17 protein-coding genes, 3 tRNA genes and 1 riboswitch are annotated in these 17,879 nt (G+C 59.2%); of the genes, 7 read left to right on the forward strand and 13 right to left on the reverse strand.

All coding sequences use genetic code 11. The annotated features are described in order from the left end of the window. Window positions 1-70: 70 nt before the first annotated feature. The 4 genes from NI20_RS0103710 to NI20_RS0103725 form a co-directional block, all read right to left on the reverse strand. Window positions 71-147: transfer RNA gene (locus NI20_RS0103710), tRNA-Val, on the reverse strand. 4 nt (window positions 148-151) lie between these two features. Continuing rightward, window positions 152-226 (reverse strand) — tRNA-Glu (locus tag NI20_RS0103715). Window positions 227-262: 36 nt separating this feature from the next. Next, window positions 263-339, reverse strand: a tRNA-Met gene (locus NI20_RS0103720). Window positions 340-469: 130 nt separating this feature from the next. After that, entirely contained in the window at window positions 470-1,729 is a 1,260-nt protein-coding gene (locus NI20_RS0103725) for an amidohydrolase family protein (RefSeq protein WP_033120109.1), read from the reverse strand. A 57-nt stretch (window positions 1,730-1,786) separates the two neighbouring features. After that, window positions 1,787-1,886, reverse strand: a riboswitch (purine riboswitch). 102 nt (window positions 1,887-1,988) lie between these two features. On the opposite strand from NI20_RS0103725, the gene spoIIP reads away from it, so the two are divergent. Both spoIIP and NI20_RS0103735 read left to right on the forward strand, forming a co-directional pair. Next, complete coding sequence (gene spoIIP / locus NI20_RS0103730) at window positions 1,989-3,143, forward strand: stage II sporulation protein P (protein WP_081958361.1); 1,155 nt, start codon at window positions 1,989-1,991, stop codon at window positions 3,141-3,143. A 160-nt stretch (window positions 3,144-3,303) separates the two neighbouring features. After that, a complete protein-coding gene (locus NI20_RS0103735; RefSeq protein ID WP_033120110.1) occupies window positions 3,304-3,879 on the forward strand; it encodes a xanthine phosphoribosyltransferase in 576 nt (191 codons plus the stop codon). A 380-nt stretch (window positions 3,880-4,259) separates the two neighbouring features. Here the strand turns inward: NI20_RS0103735 and NI20_RS0103740 are convergent, their stop codons facing one another. The 6 genes from NI20_RS0103740 to NI20_RS0103760 all read right to left on the reverse strand — a co-directional run bounded on the left by NI20_RS0103740 (window position 4,260) and on the right by NI20_RS0103760 (window position 8,565). Next, on the reverse strand, window positions 4,260-4,709 hold the full coding sequence (locus tag NI20_RS0103740; RefSeq protein WP_033120111.1) for a hypothetical protein: 450 nt from the start codon (window positions 4,707-4,709) through the stop codon (window positions 4,260-4,262). Window positions 4,710-4,755: 46 nt separating this feature from the next. Next, window positions 4,756-4,950 (reverse strand): hypothetical protein, encoded by a 195-nt coding sequence (locus NI20_RS15595; RefSeq protein ID WP_242842910.1) that lies wholly within the window; start codon window positions 4,948-4,950, stop codon window positions 4,756-4,758. 66 nt (window positions 4,951-5,016) lie between these two features. Then, window positions 5,017-5,250: a hypothetical protein gene (locus NI20_RS15600; RefSeq protein ID WP_242842911.1), complete on the reverse strand. Its 234-nt coding sequence runs from the start codon at window positions 5,248-5,250 to the stop codon at window positions 5,017-5,019. A gap of 38 nt (window positions 5,251-5,288) precedes the next feature. Beyond that, entirely contained in the window at window positions 5,289-6,077 is a 789-nt protein-coding gene (locus NI20_RS0103750; protein ID WP_033120139.1) for a carbon-nitrogen family hydrolase, read from the reverse strand. Between the two features lie 294 nt (window positions 6,078-6,371). Further along, window positions 6,372-8,255, reverse strand: a complete 1,884-nt coding sequence (locus NI20_RS0103755; RefSeq protein WP_033120112.1) for a heavy metal translocating P-type ATPase — start codon at window positions 8,253-8,255, stop codon at window positions 6,372-6,374. Window positions 8,256-8,346: 91 nt separating this feature from the next. Continuing rightward, entirely contained in the window at window positions 8,347-8,565 is a 219-nt protein-coding gene (locus tag NI20_RS0103760) for a cation transporter (protein ID WP_033120113.1), read from the reverse strand. A 189-nt stretch (window positions 8,566-8,754) separates the two neighbouring features. Here NI20_RS0103760 and NI20_RS15965 point away from each other — a divergent pair, with 189 nt between their 5' ends. Then, complete coding sequence (locus NI20_RS15965; protein ID WP_033120114.1) at window positions 8,755-9,522, forward strand: metalloregulator ArsR/SmtB family transcription factor; 768 nt, start codon at window positions 8,755-8,757, stop codon at window positions 9,520-9,522. 70 nt (window positions 9,523-9,592) lie between these two features. On the opposite strand, the gene NI20_RS0103770 is transcribed toward NI20_RS15965, so the two are convergent. The 3 genes from NI20_RS0103770 to NI20_RS0103780 all read right to left on the reverse strand — a co-directional run bounded on the left by NI20_RS0103770 (window position 9,593) and on the right by NI20_RS0103780 (window position 12,065). Beyond that, window positions 9,593-9,880 carry a hypothetical protein gene (locus tag NI20_RS0103770; RefSeq protein WP_033120115.1) on the reverse strand — a complete coding sequence of 96 codons (288 nt, stop codon included), beginning with the start codon at window positions 9,878-9,880 and terminating at the stop codon, window positions 9,593-9,595. Window positions 9,881-9,904: 24 nt separating this feature from the next. After that, complete coding sequence (locus tag NI20_RS0103775) at window positions 9,905-10,453, reverse strand: hypothetical protein (protein WP_033120116.1); 549 nt, start codon at window positions 10,451-10,453, stop codon at window positions 9,905-9,907. A gap of 67 nt (window positions 10,454-10,520) precedes the next feature. Next, window positions 10,521-12,065: a hypothetical protein gene (locus NI20_RS0103780; protein ID WP_033120117.1), complete on the reverse strand. Its 1,545-nt coding sequence runs from the start codon at window positions 12,063-12,065 to the stop codon at window positions 10,521-10,523. Window positions 12,066-12,244: 179 nt separating this feature from the next. On the opposite strand from NI20_RS0103780, the gene miaB reads away from it, so the two are divergent. From miaB to NI20_RS0103800, 4 genes are read left to right on the forward strand one after another with little or no spacing between them, the layout of a single operon-like run. After that, window positions 12,245-13,663: a tRNA (N6-isopentenyl adenosine(37)-C2)-methylthiotransferase MiaB gene (gene miaB / locus NI20_RS0103785; RefSeq protein WP_033120118.1), complete on the forward strand. Its 1,419-nt coding sequence runs from the start codon at window positions 12,245-12,247 to the stop codon at window positions 13,661-13,663. Between the two features lie 19 nt (window positions 13,664-13,682). Continuing rightward, window positions 13,683-14,510: an MBL fold metallo-hydrolase gene (locus NI20_RS0103790; RefSeq protein WP_033120119.1), complete on the forward strand. Its 828-nt coding sequence runs from the start codon at window positions 13,683-13,685 to the stop codon at window positions 14,508-14,510. Window positions 14,511-14,548: 38 nt separating this feature from the next. Beyond that, window positions 14,549-17,140 carry a DNA mismatch repair protein MutS gene (mutS, locus tag NI20_RS0103795; RefSeq protein WP_033120120.1) on the forward strand — a complete coding sequence of 864 codons (2,592 nt, stop codon included), beginning with the start codon at window positions 14,549-14,551 and terminating at the stop codon, window positions 17,138-17,140. 24 nt (window positions 17,141-17,164) lie between these two features. Next, window positions 17,165-17,878, forward strand: a complete 714-nt coding sequence (locus NI20_RS0103800) for a CPBP family intramembrane glutamic endopeptidase (RefSeq protein WP_033120121.1) — start codon at window positions 17,165-17,167, stop codon at window positions 17,876-17,878. Window position 17,879 lies beyond the last annotated feature (1 nt).

Raw genomic sequence — 17,879 nt, forward strand, 5'->3', positions numbered from 1 at the left:
CCCGAGAAAGACACGATGTCTTTCTTTTGCCGAAAACAAGAAAAACCTCACTTCCGAAGAAGTGAGGTTTTGGTGGAGACTGCTGGACTCGAACCAGTGACCTCCTGCGTGTGAAGCAGGCGCTCTAACCAGCTGAGCTAAGCCTCCAAGTTGGTGACCCGTACGGGATTCGAACCCATGTTACAGCCGTGAAAGGGCCGTGTCTTAACCACTTGACCAACGGGCCATATGAGACACGGGATGCTTTCGCATCCCGTGCATCTGGTAGCGGCACCTGGATTTGAACCGGGGACACTGCGGGTATGAACCGCATGCTCTAGCCAGCTGAGCTATGCCGCCAAATATTCCTGCTCGACAGGACAGAAGCTACTATACCAAATAAGGAGGCCTTTTGTCAATAGTTTGTCCAAAAATTTTTGCGATTTTCCAAAATCGGGGAGAGGGGCGCGCCCTCTCCCCTTACTTTTCATCAGCAAACGACGTTTTTTCCCTCCGACCAGACGGAGATGATGTTGTGCCGGTGCATCATGTAGATCGCGCGCTCGAAGCGCTCGCGCACCGAGAGCGGATGCGCGGCCTCGGTAAAGTCGGAGTCGTCGACGACAATGGCGTGGAGCTTGTCGCCGGGGACAAATCCGCCGTGCCCGCCGAAATACTCATGCCCCGCGCTGGAGCCGAGGTAGTAGCCCTCCTCGACGGTCAGAAATTCGTCCTTCCCGTCGCTCTGCATGTGGCGGAACTTCGACGCGCGGATGGACATGGTGATGACCTTGTTCATCGCCAGCAGCGCGCCGCCCGCAATGTCGGACCCGAGCGTGACGAGGTTGCCCTCGCGCAGCAGCGTCCGCACGGGCGCGACGCCCGAGCAGATGTTGATGTTCGACCCCGCGCAGTGCGCCGTGACGACGCCGTGCTCGCGCATCGCCTCGCGCTCACGCTCATCGGAGTGGACGCAGTGCGCCATGACGGTGTGATCCTTCCACAGCCCTGCGCGGTCGTAGCTCTCCCAATATTGCGCGCAGTCGGGGCAGAGCTCTTTGACCCACGCGATCTCACCCTTATTTTCAGACAGGTGCGACTGGACGTACAGCCCGCGCTCCGCGGCGAGCTTGCCGAGCCAGCTCATCAGCTCGTCGGTGCACGATGGGGTGAAGCGCGGCGTCAGGATGGGCTTGACGGTCTTAAAGCGCCCGCACGCATCCAGCCAGCGCAGCGTTTCGCGCTTGGACTGCTCGGTCGTTTCCTGAAGCTCGGGGCTGCCGTTGCGGTCCATGTTGACCTTGCCGACATAGCCCGTGACGCCCGCCTTTTCGAGCTCTTCCATCAAAATGAGCGTCGCGTCCGTGTGGAGGGAGGAAAACATGCAAACGCGCGTCGTGCCGCTCGTGATGAGGTCGCTCGCGAGCTTTTTGTAAATGCGGCGGGCGTAGTCGCTGTCTTCAAAGCGCGCCTCGGTCTTGAACGTGTAGGTGTTGAGCCAGTCGATCAGCGGCAGGTCCATGCCCATGCCGAGCATGGGATACTGCGGCGCGTGCAGGTGCATGTCGACGAAGGACGGCATGATGAGCGCGTCGCCGTAGTCGATGACCTCTGCGTCGGCATTCTGCGGCACGGCCTTTTCAACGCTTTGGATGCTGCCGTCGTCATGCAGGACGAGGCAGCCGTGCTCGATGATCTCGAGCTTGCCGAGCGCCGGTGCGGAAACGAGATTGCCCTTGAGGATCTTCATATCAGTCACTCCTGTTTTAGCTTTGTGCAAAAGAAAAAGCGCCCCGCCCGGGGACTTCTCCCCCGGCTGAGCACCCATAGCAGAGCCTTTCGGCGGCTCCGTAGAAACTTTCGCGCCATGTAAGCGAAACTATATGAGTTTTTCTCCGCTGTCATCACCATACCACGCGAACGCGAAAATTGCAAGCGAAAAGCGGCGGGCGCGCTATGTCATATCGGCGCAAGTGCGCACATAGGATTGTCCCAAGAGGTGAAACGCGATGCAAAAGAAACGGACAGGACGGATGCTGTGCTCGCTCGCGCTCTCGGCGGTGACGCTCTGGGGCGTGAGCGTCACGGCGCCGGCGAAGGACGCGCGCGACGCGCTCCGCTCGCTCAAGGACGAAACGCTGGGCGTGATGCTGCTGAGATATGAGCGCGGCGACGGCGGGGAGGACTTTCTCAGCCTGCGAACGTCGCTCGCGCTGCACGCGACGCCGCTTCTGCGCGAGGGCGAGGAGAACATCGCGCAGGCATGGTCGGCAGAACTCGAGCAAAAACCCGACGACAGCAGCGGCGAAACGGGCGACGCGCAGGACAGCGAGGGCACGGTGCTCGCGCAGGAGGAGACGCCGGACGAGATCGCCGTGACGGAAAACGGCTCGCCCGCCCGCACGCTCAAGGCGTCCGACCCCTCGGGCTATACGGTATTCGGCAATGTGTACATCAACAACGGCTCGGATGCCGCGCTCGACGCCTCGATGCTTGCAGGCGATTATGCAGCAAAGCTCGGTGCGGAGGGGCCGCAGGTGCTCATCATCCACACTCACGGCTCGGAGAGCTACACCATGCCGCCGGGGCAGGAATACGACGTGTCCGACACGTTCCGCACGCTGGACACGAACTGCAACATGATCCGCATCGGCGACGAGATGGCGCAGGTGCTGACCGACGCGGGCATTAGCGTCGTGCACGACCGCTCGCTCTACGACTATCCGAGCTATTCGGGCGCGTACAACCGCTCGCTCGCGTCGATCGAGAGCTATCTGCAAAAGTACCCCTCGATCTCGTTCGTGCTCGATGTGCACCGCGACGCGGTGCAGGACGCGAACGGCCAGCAGTTCAAGCTGCTGTGCGGCGAAGATAAAAACGCCGCACAGCTCGAATTCGTCATCGGGTCGAACGGCGGAGGCCTGAGCCACGACCTCTGGCGCGAGAACTTAAAGCTCGCCTGCGCCGTGCAGGAAACGCTGTACAAGGATTACCCCACATTGATGCGCCCCATCACCGTGCGCAACTCCCGCTATAACCAGCACGCGACGACGGGCTCGCTTCTCGTCGAGGTCGGCACGGCGGGCAATTCGCTCGAAGAAGCCGTCAACGCCGCGCGGCTTTTTGCCGCGGGCTTTGCCAAAACGATACAAAACGGGACGTAACGGCGCTCCCGCCGCCAAAATAGACGGAAAGAGGCAAAAAAAGCACAAATTCTTGTCAAAGTTGCCGTGTTGCATTCTGCACAAAAATCCTGTTAAATGGAAGTTACCATTTCAATCGAAAAATTTCGTCAGAAATTATTTTTTCAGGAGGGGTAATTCCATGGAGCTTCTTCAGGAGCGCATCCGCCGCGAGGGCAGAGTCCTGCCCGGCAACATCGTCAAGGTCGACGGTTTCCTCAACCACCGCGTCGACACCCGTCTGCTCGAGGACATTGCGGACGAGTTCGCCAAGTATTTCGACACCAGCAAGATCACTGTCGTTCTGACGGCGGAGGCCAGCGGCATCGCGCTTGCGACCATCTGCGCGCAGAAGTACGGCGTCCCCATGCTCTTTGCCAAGAAGGCCAAGAGCGACAACATCGAAAGCGGCCTGTACCAGAGCGAGGTCTTCTCCTACACCTACAAGAAGAGAGTCACGCTGCTCGTCTCTCAGGAGTGGCTGAACGCGGACGACCACGTGCTCATCATTGACGACTTCATGGCCAACGGCTTCGCCGTGCAGGGCCTTGTCGATATCGTCAACGAGGCGGGCGCGAAGCTCGAAGGCATCGGCATCGCCGTGGAAAAGGGCTTCCAGGGCGGCGGTGACCGCTTCCGCGCGAGCGGTATCCCCTACAAGGCGCTCGCCGTCATCGAAAAGGCGGACGAGAACGGATTTGTCTTCCGCGAGGAATAAGTTCTTCAAAAAAGAGAGGCTGGCCATTTGGCCGGCCTCTCTTTTTTTGAGGGGGGATGGCAGCCCGCTGCGTGCATAATTCGCCCGCCATTGGCGGGCGAATTCCACACTTGCGGGCTGAGAAGTGTAAATGCCAACGCACATGTCGTTGAAATTTACGATTGAAATTTATTTGCCGCTGTGCGCGGCGGCAAAGTCTGCGGCGCTGGCGCCTGTTTTCTGCCCATTCGGGCAGAAAATGCGGCGGGTGGTGAACGGGAGAGGGTGCGTGGATTTTTAGTGCGGAGGGCCTGTTCACTGCCGGAGGCAGCGAATGCGGCACGGGAGGGATTTTGCCTGTTTGCCGCCGGAGGCGGCAAATGCGGCAGGAAAAATTATAGTTAGTTGCCGTTCATTGCTTCTGTGGGGACAAAGTAGTTTTCTGAGGCGATGATCGTGCCGTCGTTCAGGGTGACCATCATACGGTCCATGTCTTTGTCGATGTCGATACTTTCCACATCGAGCGGTGAAAAGTTGCCCGCGTAGAAAAATGTGAGGATCGGATACTCGTTGTCCCCCCAGTTGATCTTGGCTTCGACGCCGTCTCTGCACGAGGGCTCGTAACTTTCCATGGCAAAGGTCCCCACGAAGCTGGTGGAAGACCACGTCTTTCTGAGCGTGCCGGAAATGGTGATGGAGGAGGGCGTGTAAGTCGTGCGGTTATCTTCGCAGACCCTTGTGGGGACTGCTTTGTCGATGGTTTTTCGCGTCCCGCGGATGCCGAGCAGGACGATCACGCAGAGGATGGCGAGCAGAAGAATGAGGGCCGTTTTTCTCTTTTTGCGGTTCATCGTGTGTGTCTCCTTGTCCTATTAAATTTTGATGTGAAATTGTACCTCAAAAAAGCGTGCAAACCCATGCGAGGGCGGCGGAGAAAGGGATATAGAGCAAAAAGTGCATGAAGTGCGCTTTTTTGTTGTACCCGAACAGCTGCGGGCCGACGATGCCCTTGACCTCGGGGTAAAAATGAGGAAAGAAGTTCGAATGGCACAGCAGCACCCAGTCGAAAAAGAGAATGTCGTAGACCTCCATGACATAGAGGATGACGAGGTAGCGCGCGAAAAACGCGCCGAAGGGGAAACTGTTTTTGATGTCGTCCTACGCGGCGAGGACTGCCGCACCGAGAAACAGCAGCATCGCCAAGATGCCGAGGTACCAGCCGAGGATATGCGCACCGCGGAAGCGCTCGGCTTTTCTCTCAGGAACGGCGGCGAAGACCTCACGCGGCGCGGAGGAGAAGAATTTCTTCTCCTGAATGAGCCCGACGCCGGCGTACAGTAGGAGAAAATACGCCGCCATGACGAGAAACGATGCAAGCAGGGTGATCTTCATTTCCGTTGATGCCTCTTTTGCTGTCGGTTTTTGCCGCTTTACAGGCGGTAGAGCTCCGGCCGCCGGTCGTGAAAAACGGGGACGGCTTTGCGGAGTGGCGCGATGGAGGAAAGGTCCAAGTCAGCGGTGACGATCTCCTCTTCCCCGCCGCCCTGGGCTAAGACCGCGCCCAGCGGGTCGAGGATGCGCGAAAAGCCGCCATACAGCGTGCCGTCGCGCTCGCCGCAGGCGTTGCACGAGACGACAAAGAGCTGGTTTTCGATCGCGCGGACGGCGGTGAGCGTTTCCCAGTGGTACTGCCGCGCGGCCGTCCACTGGGCGGGCAGGAAGACGACTTCCGCCCCGCGCAGCGCAAGCGTGCGCCAGAGCTCGGGGAAGCGCACCTCGTAGCAGATGAGAAGGCCGCAGCGCACGCCGTCGAGCGTGAAGGTGACGAGGTGATCGCCGGGAGTGTAGACCTCGTGCTCGCCCATCGGCGTGAAGGGGTGGGTCTTGTCGTATTCGGCAATGCACGCGCCCGCGCGGTCGAAGACGCAGGCGGTGTTGTAGATCTTGCCATTGCGGAGATTCGACACGCTTCCCGCGACGATGTTGACATTCAGCTCGCGCGCGAGCGGGGAAAAGCGCGCGCGGACGGCCTTTGCGTTTTCATCGCACGATGCGGCAAGGTCGCCCGCGGGCATGAAGCCCGTGTTCCACGTCTCGGGCAGGACGACAACGTCGGGGCCGTTTTCCCCGACAGCGCGGCGCACGAGCGCCTCCGCGCGGTCAAAGTTCGCTTTGCTCTCCAGCGAGCGCATATTCATCTGGATCACGCTGACCTTCATGGTGGTGTCCTCCAAAATCGTTTTGATACGGTCATTATACGAAAAGAAAGCCTGCATTGCAATGCACAACAAAAAGAGGACGGCAAATGCCGTCCTCTCGTTTGTAAAAGCGTCGCAGACTTTGCCGCCCGCAAAATAAGCGTCGCAGACTTTGCGCCGCGCACGGCGCAAATAAATTGAAATCGTTTTTGGAACGACATGTGCGTGCCAAAAAACACTTTGCACGGAGCGAACGTGCGCGCCTTTGGCGCGTGCGCTGAGCGCAGTGAAATTCTGCTCAAAAAACTGACTTTGTCAGTTTTTTGAAGTGCGCAGCGCTCTGATTGCATTGAGAACCGCTAAGACCATCACGCCGACGTCGGCGAAGATGCCCATCCACATGTTGGCAATACCGATGGCGACGAGCAGCAGGCACGTCAGCTTCACGCCGAGCGAGAAGACGATGTTCTCGTACACGATGCGAATGCACTTGCGCGAGATCTGGATGCCCTTGGCGATCTTCATCGGATCGTCGTCCATCAGCACGACGTCCGCTGCCTCAATGGCGGCGTCGGAGCCCATCGCGCCCATCGCGATGCCGATATCCGCGCGGGAGAGCACGGGCGCGTCATTGATGCCGTCGCCGACGAAGGCGAGGCAGTCATCCTTGCCCTTTTCACCCAGCAGTCGCTCGACCTGCGCGACCTTGTCGCCCGGGAGCAGCTCTGCGTGCACTTCGTCGACGCCGAGCTCCTGCGCCACGTGATCGGCGACCTTCTTGATGTCGCCCGTGAGCATGACGGTCTTCTGCACGCCCGCGCGCTTGAGGGCCGCGATGGCATCGCGCGCGTCGCTCTTTACCACGTCGGAGATCACGATGTGGCCGGCGTACTCGCCGTCGACCGCCATGTGGACGATCGTGCCGACGCTGTGGCAGTCCTGCCACTTGACGCCGAGCTCATCCATGAGCTTGCCGTTGCCCGCGGCCACGCTGTGGCCATCCACGGTCGCGACCACGCCGCGGCCGCCGCGCTCTTCGATGTCCGTCACGCGGGAGCGGTCGAGCTCCACGCCGCAGGCCTTCTGTAAGCTCCTGCTGATGGGGTGCGAGGACGCGCACTCGGCGAGCGCCGCGTATTCAAGCAGCTTGCGGTCCTCCATCGGGCTGTGGTGCACGCCCGTGACCTCGAACACGCCCTGCGTGAGCGTGCCGGTCTTGTCGAAGACGACGATCTTGGTCTTGGACAGCGCCTCTAAGTAGTTCGAGCCCTTGATGAGAATGCCCTCGTGTCCTGCGCCGCCGAGGCCCGCGAAGAAGCTGAGGGGGATGCTGATGACCAGCGCGCAGGGACACGAAATGACAAGGAACGTGAGCGCGCGGTAGACCCACACGCCCCACGCGGAGGCATTGCCCATCAAAAGATTGATGACCGGGGGAAGAATAGCCAGCGCCAGCGCGCTGTAGCACACGGCGGGGGTGTAGACGCGGGCAAACCGGGAGATGAACGCCTCGGAGCGGGACTTGTGCGAGCTGGAGTTTTCCATCAGCTCCAAAATCTTCGAGACGGTGGACTCGCCGAAGGCCTTCGTTGTCTTGACCTTCAGAACGCCCGTCATGTTGATGCAGCCGCTGATGACCTCGTCGCCGGTCATCACGTCGCGCGGGAGGCTCTCGCCCGTCAGCGCCGCGGTGTTGAGCGTGGACGAGCCCTCGACGATACATCCGTCGATGGGAATTTTCTCGCCCGGCTGGACGGTGATGACCGTGCCGACGGCCACGTCGTCGGGATCAACCTGTTCGAGCTTGCCGTCGCGCTCGATGTTCGCGTAGTCGGGGCGGATGTCCATCAGCGCCGTGATGTTGCGGCGGGACTTGCCGACGGCGTAGCTCTGGAACAGCTCGCCGATCTGGTAGAAGAGCATGACCGCCACGGCCTCGGCATAGTCGCCGCTCTTTTCATAGATGGCGAGCGCGATGGCGCCAATCGTGGCGACCGCCATCAGGAAGTTTTCGTCGAACACCTGATGGTTACAGATGCCCTTCCATGCCTTGCGCAGAATGTCGTAGCCGATGGTGACATAGGCGGCGAAGTAGAGCGCGGTGGAGACGAGCATTGGCATGGGAATGAATTTCGCGGCGAGGAACAGCACCGCCGCGATCAGGATGCGGTAGAGCATCTTTTTCTGCTTTTTCGTCATAAAGATGACCTCCTTGAAGGGGGAGAATTTGAATTTTGCCTAAGAACGCGCCCCGGCGCGTTCGTCCGGGGCGTGAGAGGGAGAAGATCTCTTACAGATAGATCTCGCAGTCGTCCTCGACCTTCTTGCAATTTTTGAGGACGGCCTTCATCACGGCCTTGGGGTCCTGACCCTCGGCGAACTCGACGGTCATCTTCTGGGTCATGAAGTTCACGACGGCGTCGGCGACGCCCTCGGTCTTCTTGGTGGCTTCTTCCATGAGGTTGGCGCAGTTGGCGCAGTCGACTTCGATCTGATAGGTCTTTTTCATGGTATGTTTCTCCTTTTCGGCACAAAATATTTAACGATTAAGTGCTTGTTTAATCTTGATGACCGTACTATAATGTCCGCAAAGGCAAAAGTCAAGGGCTGCTCGCATGTCTCTTCCGTTCGGGCGAAACAAACTTCCAAACGGGATACGGACGCGCCCGCAGACCTCGAAAAGAAAGGAGGAACATCGATGAGCGAAGTGCATTTACCCCACCAGCACAGCGACGAGGGCACGATGCGGGAGCTGCAGGAATCGGTGGAGACGATCGGCAGCTTCCAGACCGTGGCGGACGTGTTCAAGCAGCTCTCCGACAGCAGCCGCGTGCGCATTTTCTGGCTGCTGTGCCACTGCGAGGAGTGCGTCATCGACCTCTCCGCGATGGTCGGCATGAGCTCGCCCGCGGTGTCGCACCATTTGAGGCAGCTGCGTGAGAGCGGACTTCTCGTCTCGCGCCGCGTGGGGAAGGAGGTCTACTACCGCGCGTCGGACAGCGAGCAGGCGCAGCTATTGCACCGCATGATCGAGCGCACGATGGAGATTTCCTGTCCCGAGGAGGAGAGCAAGGCCGCCACCGGCGCGCCGCACCTGCCCCCGCTCGACGCCGAGGTGTACGAGGGCGGCGGCACGAGTGAGCAGATCGAGACCATCCGCGCCGTGCACGACTACCTGACGCAGCACTTAGACAGCCGCACGACGATCGACGAGCTGTCGCGCCGCTTTTTGATGAACCCCTCGACGATGAAGGCGCTCTTCAAGTCCGTCTACGGCAGCTCGCTCGCCTCGCACATCCGCGAGCACCGCATGCAGCACGCGGCAAAGCTGCTGCTCGAGGGCGACGAGAACGTCGCGCAGGTCGCGCGCGCCGTCGGCTACGAGAGCCAGAGCAAGTTCTCCACCGAATTCCACAAGGCCTTCGGCGTCCTGCCGACGGAGTACCGGAAAGCGCAGAAAAGGTAAGTCAGATTTATGAATATGATAAGGGTAGATAAAATGCCCTACCTTCCATTTTGAAAAGGTAGAGCATCTTTTAGTTAAATGTTATCATATATTCGGGAACATTATAACGACTTTTTTGATTAGGGTTGATGGCTATGTTTGTGTAATTTGCATCTCGAAGAATGGATTCAATTTTTTGTAGAGCGATATATACTGCTCTCTTTTCAGCAAGTTTACTGAATTTTATGACGTGTGGATTATGATTTAAATCAATGAAAAAGTCATAACCATTACCGATGTAACATTCAAAATTAACATCAGGACCCTGCAAGTCATAAGCAACATCTCGTAGCATTTCAAGTAAGCGTTCTTCTGGCATGTAAATATCCTCCTAAATTTAGTTTTATTTCATTCGCACGATTGTTCCATGCGCGACGATCATGTGGGAGGGCGACACCACGGAGATTTCTTTTTCGTAAGAGGAAAAGTACTGGAATTGTACGCCGATAACGGCATTTCCGCCAGCGTCAAATGCAAATTGTTTTAATGATGCATATATTTGAGCCTCTGCATTAAGAAGGGCTTTGGCGTTGTCAAAATTTGTTCCGACAGAGACGGAACGAATGCCCAAATAGGTCTCAATAGTGTGCCCCTCGAGGTTATTTGTGGTTGTCAATAAGACATTTTCGATTCCCTGAGCACGATTTTTTTCTTCTTGTTCGCGTTCCTGCCAAGTCATATTCTTTCGGCGAAGCTCTTCAGCTTGTTTTGCGGCTTCTTCAGCCTGCTTTTGCTTAGCCTCTTCTTCTCTCTGTTTGTTTTGCTCAGCCTTAATTTCTTCAAGGACCTGTGCAAAGCAGTCTTCGCAGTACATTTTGCCGTTGCATTCTACTGCATCAGAGAGAAAACCTGTTCGTAAAGTTTTTCCGCATCTTTCGCAAGTGGTTGCCATATTAGCGCACCTCCTGATAAAATGTGCAAAATTGCTATATTCAATATAACATAGCGAAGAAAATATGTCAAATAAGACAAAAACTTGCTGAAAGAGGAGTGAGCGCGAACGTCCCCTCTTTCCACGGAGTTTCGCGGAAGCCGATGCGCCAGCCGACGTGGTCGACTATCTCAAAGTGCAGCGACGAGCACGCGGTGTGAAGCTTCCCCTGCGCCGCTTCGCCCACAACGATAGCCGTTGGCCCGTCTGCGCCGCCGATGATGCCGAAGCAGAAGTCGTTCTGCGCCTCGGGCGCAAAGGAAGCGGTCTCGCGTCTGACCTGGCGCGGGCGGTCGCTCTCGGCGCAGTCCTCGACGAAGATCGAGTTTTCCGGCGGCTCGGGCGTGAGCGTAAAGCTGATGGCTGTGAAATGCGTCGGATAGTCGAACCGCGGGTCAAGGCTCATGCGCTCGCGCGGCAGTTCCTGCGGCTCGACCTCCTGTACGGCGAGCGTATACTCTGTGCCGCGGTAGGAGAAGGCAAACGTATCGCCAGCCTTGTCCGCGCGGAAGCGCGCCCCGGGGACGCGCACCTCGTCCGCCGTCATCGTGACGGCGAGTGATTTGAGCTTCGGCGCGCGCTTCGTGACGAACGGGAACGCCGCGCGGCGGATGCTCCAGCCATACGCGCGGTCGAGGCCGTAGTGCGCCATGGCGGGCTCTGCGTCGGCGCAGAAGCCGGGCTGCTCCGGCAGGAAGATGACGCCGCAGCCGTGGCTCGTGCGGAGCTTCGCACCGTTCAAGGTGAGGCTGGGGGTAAAACCGAGGCTGAGCGGGTGCTCGCGCTCCATCTGTTCGCGTTCGTCGCGCGTGAAGTTGATGGATTCGTCGCTTTCGGGATCGATCCCCCACTTTTCCATAAAGCCGCGCAGCGCGGAAGCCTCCGTGCGCATACAAAAATCAACGACAATGCCCTTTGAACAAACGTAAACCGACGGCACGAACCAGTCGCGCCCCGCCCACGAAAACCACTTTTGTACAGGCACTTCCCTGCCCGCGCGCTCACGACCGTGATGTCCCCAGAAGCTGCCGTCAAAGTAGACCTTCCAGTCCGTTTTCTGTTCGGGCGCGTCGCCGTTCATTTCGGGATCATAAAAGTCCTCGGTGAATTTGAGCTTGCTGAGATCGAACTCCGCTTGCAGCTTGCGCAGGTATTGCCACGGCCGCTCCATCGGCGTGAGGGAAAAGACTGTGGAAATCTGCGAGAGCACCGCCTTCTGCTCGTCCGTCGGCGGATTCTCGGCAAGAAAGGCGTCGAATTGCGCCTCGTCCCACTGCCACGCCTGCTCGAGCGCCGCACTGTCGCCGGTCGCGAGCAGCAGGCGCAGAAAATCGCTGAAATCGCGCGCGATGACGTGCACGCAGTCCTTGCCACCGTTCATCGGGCTCACGGCGAAGACCACCTCGCCAAAACCGCGGACAAAGCAGAAGTGGATGCCGTCGACGCCCGCCCAGCCGAAGATAGAAGCGCCCTTTGGCGTGCAGAAATAGGGATCGTTGTCCTCCTGCCGCATCACGCTGAGGGGCGATAAGTCAAGATGCTTGCGCAGAAATTTTTGATAAAACGCCGCCATGGAAAGCCCTCCTTTGGAGTTCCGGTTTTCCATAGCATACCACACGGGTGCGGAAAAGTCACCGGAATTGCAAAAGCTGTGGATTTTTCGCGCCGGAAGCCGTGCTGCGGCCTTGCCACGTTCTTGCGAACATGATATACTATATTGCTAAACTATCGAGATTCGGGAGGAAACATCCCTTGGAACGCAAAGAAGTCATCGTCAGCGAGCAGGAGCTCGCGCGTCAGAAGGAATTTACGCGCAAGATGCGCGAGATGAACGACCGCCGCACCCGCACGCCGCTCGCGCTGGTCGACACGTTCGGCTGCCAGCAGAACGTGGCCGACGGCGAGGTGCTCATGGGCATGCTGCGCGAGATGGGCTACGAGCTTACGCGCGACGAAAATCAGGCCGACGTCATCCTGCTCAACACCTGCGCCATCCGCGAGCACGCGGAAAAGCGCGTTTACGGCCACTTGGGCCGCCTCAGCCACACGAAGGCCGCCAAGCCGGACCAGATCATCTGCCTCTGCGGCTGCATGGCCCAGCAGAAGGTTGTGGCCGACAAGGTAAAAAATTCTTACCATCATGTCGACCTTGTGCTCGGCCCCCAGGCCGAATGGCGGCTCCCCGAGCTGCTGCACGAGGTGTACACCAAGAATAAGCGCGTTTTCTCCATCGAGAACGAGCACGGCCGCATCGCCGAGGACCTTCCCATCGTGCGCGAGGGCGGCGTGCGCGCGTGGGTGAGCATCATGTACGGGTGCAATAACTTCTGCTCGTACTGCATCGTGCCCTATGTCCGCGGCCGCGAGCGCAGCCGCGAGCCGGAGAAGATCATCGAGGAGTGCCGCGGCCTCATCGCCGAGGGCTACAAGGAGATCACCCTCCTCGGCCAGAACGTGAACAGCTACGGAAAAGATTTGGACACCGAGTACGACTTTGCAGACCTCCTTTCCGCCATCAACGCCATTCCCGGCGACTATTGGCTCCGCTTTATGTCGAGCCAGCCGAAGGACGCGACCAACAAACTTTTCGACACGATGGCACGCTGCGAGCACGTTGCAAAGCAGCTCCACCTCCCCGTCCAGTCCGGGTGCGACCGCGTTCTGAAAGCGATGAACCGCCCCTATACGCGCGCAAAGTACGAGGAAATGATTGCCTACGCGCGAAGCGTCATGCCAAGCATGGTGCTCACGAGCGACGTCATCATCGGCTTCCCGGGAGAGACCGAGGACGAAGCGATGCAGACTGTCGATCTTGTAGAAAAGACGCAGTTCGACGCGCTCTTCACCTTTATTTTCTCCCCGCGTCCCGGCACGCCGGCGGCGAAGATGGACGACCCCGTCTCGCGCGAGGAAAAGCAGGTCTGGTTTGAAAAGCTCGTCGACGCGCAGAACGCCATCAGCGCGAAAAAGCACGCGGCCTACATCGGCAGGACGGTGAAAGTCCTTGTCGACGGCGAGAGCGACGACGAGGCATTCCCCCTCGCCGCGCGCACGGAGGGCAACCGCCTCGTGCGCATGAAAGGCGACAAGGCCCTGATCGGCACATTTGCCAAAGCGAAGATCACCGACAGCAACACCTGGGCGCTCTACGGCGAAGCGGTAGAGGAATAAAGAAAAGGGGGGCTTTTTGATGAAAGTCGTCATTTTGATGGAAAACAGCACGTGCAGAGACACCGTCGCCTGCGCGCACGGCCTGTCGATGTATATTGAGACCGACAAGCACAAAATTCTTTTCGACATGGGACCCGACGCGCAGTTTATCGACAATGCCAAGGCGCTCGGCGTCGATTTGACGCAGGTCGATATCGCCTTTTTGTCCCACGCGCACAACGACCACTGCGGCGGCCTCGAAGCGTTCTTGAAGCTGAACGACCGCGCCAAGGTCTATATGCAGAAGGCCGTCTGGGGCCAGTACTACGTCGTCACGCCCAGCAAGTGCGCCTACATCGGCATGGACGCGGTGCTCAAGAATTACGAGGACCGCTTCGTTCTCTGCGATGGCGTGCAGAAGCTTGACGAAGAACTGACGGTTTTCTCCGCCGTTCCGGGCCGCGAGCTGTGGAGCGGCGCGAACGACACGCTGCGCGAGAAGATCGGTGAGGACTATCCGCGCGACACGTTCCGCCACGAGCAGGATCTATTGGTCACGGAAAACGGCAAGACCGCGCTGTTCGCGGGCTGCGCGCACTGCGGCATCGTGAATATCCTGAAAAGCGCCGAGGACGTGCTCGGCAGAGCGCCCGACGCGGTGTTTGCGGGCTTCCACCTCTATAACCCCTCGCTCGGCAAGAGCGAGCCGGACGAGCTGGTCGACGCCGTGGGCGAAAAGCTGCGCGGCGACAAGGTCGCGCACTACTTCACGGGCCACTGCACGGGCAAGGAAGCCTATGAAAGATTGAAACGTAAGCTCGGCGACCGCCTCGGTGAAATGCCCGCGGGCTCCGACTTTACCGTGTAAATTTTAGATTTTAGAGAGAAAGAAAGCGAGGACGAATCATGGCCGAGATCACGCCGATGATGAAGCAGTATTTGGAGATCAAGGAACAGAATAAGGATTCGATCCTCTTTTTCCGCTTGGGCGACTTCTACGAGATGTTCAACGAGGATGCTCAGCTCGCCTCGCGCGAGCTCGATTTGACGCTGACGACCCGCGACCGCGGCAAGGCGGCGGAGGATCAGACGCCGATGTGCGGCATTCCCTATCATTCGAGCGACGCCTACATCGCGCGCCTGATCGCCAAGGGCTACAAGGTCGCCATCTGCGAGCAGACCGAGGACCCTGCGCTCGCCAAGGGCCTTGTCAAGCGCGATATCATCCGCGTCATCACGCCCGGCACGGTCATCGACAGCGCATGCCTCGACGACCGGCGCGGCAACTTCCTCTGTGGCATCTTTTTGGACGGGCAGAACGCCGGCGCGGCCTTCTGCGACATGACGACCGGCCACACGCACGTGACCGCCTTTTCGGGCGACGACCGCGCAGAACACCTGTATAACGAGTTATCCCGTTTCTCCCCCGCCGAGGCGGTGCTGAGCGCGGGTGCTTACGACAACGGTGAGCTGGTCGAATACCTTCGCGATAAGCTGTCCTGCGCGGTCGAGCGCGGCGAGAACCGCTTTGAGCTCAAAGCGTGCGAAAAAGCCATCCGCGCGCAGTTTGGCGAGGAGCGCTTTGCAAGCCTTCCGCGCAACAACCCGGCCGCGTCGCTCGCGCTGGGCGCGCTGCTCTCGTATCTGCACGAGACGCAGAAGACCGATCTTTCCTACATCAAGGATTTAGAATACTACGAGCAGGGGCGCTTCATGGAGCTTGACCTCTCCGCGCGGCGCAATCTGGAGCTGACCGAGACCATCCGCGCCAAGGAAAAGCGCGGCAGCCTCCTCTGGGTGCTCGACAAGACGAAGACCGCCATGGGCGCGCGCAATCTGCGCGCATGGCTGACGCGTCCCCTGCGCGACGTCGCGGCCATCGAGCGCCGCCTCGGCGCGGTCGAGGCGCTGACGAAGAACACCGTCGCGCGCGAAGAGCTGATTCTATCGCTCTCCGGCATCAGCGACATGGAGCGTCTCATCGGCCGCATCGCCTACGGCACGGCGGGCGGGCGCGACTTTGCGTCGCTGCGCAACTCCATCGAGCGCATCACGGAGGTCAAAGCCCAGCTCGCGGCGTTCACGACGGGCAGGCTGCATGAGTTAGACAACGAGCTCGACACGCTCGCCGACGTGGCGCAGAGCATTCGCGACACGCTCGTTGATGAGCCGCCGTTTTCCGTGCGTGAGGGCGGCTTCATCCGCAAGGGCTTCAATGCCGAGGTCGACCGCCTGCACGAGATTTTGTCGGGCGGCAAGGGGCTTCTCGCCGACATCGAGACGCGCGAGAAGGAAAAGACCGGCATCCGCACGCTGAAGATCGGCTACAACAAGGTCTTCGGCTACTATATCGAGGTCTCGAATTCGTTCAAGGACCTCGTCCCCGATACTTACATCCGCAAGCAGACGCTCGTGAACGGCGAGCGCTACATCACCGAGGAACTTAAAAACCTTGAGCAGGAGATTTTGACCGCGGGAGATCGCGACAAGGCGCTCGAATTTGAAATTTTCACCGCCCTGCGCGAATCCGTCACCGCCGAGAGCGTGCGCATCCAGCGCGCGGCGGGGCTCATCGCCGAGCTCGACACGCTCTGCTCGCTCGCGTCCGTCGCGGTGAACAACAACTATTGCCGTCCGAGCGTGGACGACAGCGGCGTCATCGAAATTCACGACGGCCGCCACCCCGTCGTCGAGCGCGTGCTCAAGGACGCGCTCTTCGTCCCGAACGACACCTACATGGGCGAGCGCGAGGACCGCGCTGCCATCATCACCGGCCCCAACATGGCCGGTAAGTCGACCTACATGCGTCAGGTCGCGCTCATCACGCTCATGGCGCAGATCGGCTCGTTCGTGCCCGCGAAAAGCGCGCGCATCGGCGTGGTCGACCGCATCTTCACGCGTATCGGCGCGAGCGACGATCTCGCCGGCGGCCAGTCGACCTTCATGGTCGAAATGACCGAGGTGAGCGAAATTTTGCATCAGGCGACGCCACGCTCGCTGCTCATTCTCGACGAGATCGGCCGCGGCACGTCGACCTTCGACGGCATGAGCATCGCCCGCGCGGTGCTCGAATTCTGCGCCGACCCGAAAAAGCTCGGTGCCAAGACGCTGTTCGCCACGCACTACCACGAGCTCACGGAGCTTGAGGGCATTCTTCCCGGTGTGAAGAATTACAGCATTTCCATTAAAAAGCGCGGCGACGAGCTCATCTTCCTGCGCAAGATCGTCCCCGGCGGCGCCGACCGCAGCTACGGCATCGAGGTCGCAAAGTTAGCGGGCCTGCCGAACGAGGTCGTGAGGCGCGCGAACGTCATCCTAAAAGAGCTCGAGCAGGGCGGCGCGTATCAGGCAAAGCCCCGCGAGGAGACCGAGCAGGTCAGTCTTGACGCGATCGGCGAGGCTGAGGTGCTCGCGGCCATCCGCCGCGCCCAGCCGGACACGATGTCCCCCATCGAGGCGATGCAGCTCCTCTACGAGCTCAAGCAGAAGCTCTCGTAATTTCCCCGGAAAAGAGGTCTCCCCATGGCAAAAAAGAAAACCGCCTCCGGCGGCATGAACCGCACCGAGCGCGTCGCCGGAACGATCTTCTTCCTCGTCTATCTTCTGGTGATGCCGCTTTTGGCAACAAGAATATTCGACCTTCTGGAGGTCGTGCTCGACACCACCATCAACGATTCCCTGCGCAATGTGCTCTATTACTACACGCTCTTCGCCGTCACGGTGTTGCTGTTCCACTCGTATCTGGCGCACACATCGGGCCGGTTTTTAGACAACCTGAACCGCTCACTATCAACGCTTCTTCTTGGACTTCTCGTCTTCTACGGCGCGAACGAGCTCATATTCCGCGTGTGCAATGTGCTCTTCGACAGCCGCACGAACTTAAACGACATGACCATCGCCGCGCAGGTGGCCTCCGCCCCGCGCATGACGGCACTGATCGTCGTGCTGCTCGCGCCGTTTGTGGAGGAGGTGCTCTTCCGCGGCCTCGTGTTCGGGTGCCTGAAAGAAAAGAGCAGAATATTCGCCTACATTCTCTCCTGCGCGCTGTTTGCGTTTTTACACGTGTGGACGGCGGCGGTGTCCAACTGGGACTTAGGCTATCTCATTTTGATGCTGCAATACCTTGTGCCCGGCCTTGTGTTTGCCTGGGCGTATGAGCATTCGGGCACGCTGTGGACGTCGATCCTGCTCCACATGCTCGTCAATGCCCTTTCCCTTTTCACCATCGCTTCCTAAA

The sequence above is a fragment of the Oscillibacter sp. ER4 genome (assembly GCF_000765235.1).
GTDB classification, from domain to species: domain Bacteria; phylum Bacillota; class Clostridia; order Oscillospirales; family Oscillospiraceae; genus Hominicoprocola; species Hominicoprocola fusiformis.

What these genes read in the sequence shown, in the direction of transcription:
- NI20_RS15600 (WP_242842911.1), bottom strand. Translation starts at nt 5,250, where the DNA reads ATGAAGATCACCCTGCTTGCATCGTTTCTCGTCATGGCGGCGTATTTT.
- NI20_RS0103755 (WP_033120112.1), bottom strand. Translation starts at nt 8,255, where the DNA reads ATGACGAAAAAGCAGAAAAAGATGCTCTACCGCATCCTGATCGCGGCG.
- NI20_RS0103735 (WP_033120110.1), top strand. Translation starts at nt 3,304, where the DNA reads ATGGAGCTTCTTCAGGAGCGCATCCGCCGCGAGGGCAGAGTCCTGCCC.
- NI20_RS0103770 (WP_033120115.1), bottom strand. Translation starts at nt 9,880, where the DNA reads ATGCCAGAAGAACGCTTACTTGAAATGCTACGAGATGTTGCTTATGAC.
- NI20_RS0103750 (WP_033120139.1), bottom strand. Translation starts at nt 6,077, where the DNA reads ATGAAGGTCAGCGTGATCCAGATGAATATGCGCTCGCTGGAGAGCAAA.
- NI20_RS15965 (WP_033120114.1), top strand. Translation starts at nt 8,755, where the DNA reads ATGAGCGAAGTGCATTTACCCCACCAGCACAGCGACGAGGGCACGATG.
- NI20_RS0103740 (WP_033120111.1), bottom strand. Translation starts at nt 4,709, where the DNA reads ATGAACCGCAAAAAGAGAAAAACGGCCCTCATTCTTCTGCTCGCCATC.
- NI20_RS0103790 (WP_033120119.1), top strand. Translation starts at nt 13,683, where the DNA reads ATGAAAGTCGTCATTTTGATGGAAAACAGCACGTGCAGAGACACCGTC.
- NI20_RS15595 (WP_242842910.1), bottom strand. Translation starts at nt 4,950, where the DNA reads ATGGAGGTCTACGACATTCTCTTTTTCGACTGGGTGCTGCTGTGCCAT.
- mutS (WP_033120120.1), top strand. Translation starts at nt 14,549, where the DNA reads ATGGCCGAGATCACGCCGATGATGAAGCAGTATTTGGAGATCAAGGAA.
- NI20_RS0103800 (WP_033120121.1), top strand. Translation starts at nt 17,165, where the DNA reads ATGGCAAAAAAGAAAACCGCCTCCGGCGGCATGAACCGCACCGAGCGC.
- spoIIP (WP_081958361.1), top strand. Translation starts at nt 1,989, where the DNA reads ATGCAAAAGAAACGGACAGGACGGATGCTGTGCTCGCTCGCGCTCTCG.
- NI20_RS0103760 (WP_033120113.1), bottom strand. Translation starts at nt 8,565, where the DNA reads ATGAAAAAGACCTATCAGATCGAAGTCGACTGCGCCAACTGCGCCAAC.
- NI20_RS0103725 (WP_033120109.1), bottom strand. Translation starts at nt 1,729, where the DNA reads ATGAAGATCCTCAAGGGCAATCTCGTTTCCGCACCGGCGCTCGGCAAG.
- NI20_RS0103775 (WP_033120116.1), bottom strand. Translation starts at nt 10,453, where the DNA reads ATGGCAACCACTTGCGAAAGATGCGGAAAAACTTTACGAACAGGTTTT.
- NI20_RS0103780 (WP_033120117.1), bottom strand. Translation starts at nt 12,065, where the DNA reads ATGGCGGCGTTTTATCAAAAATTTCTGCGCAAGCATCTTGACTTATCG.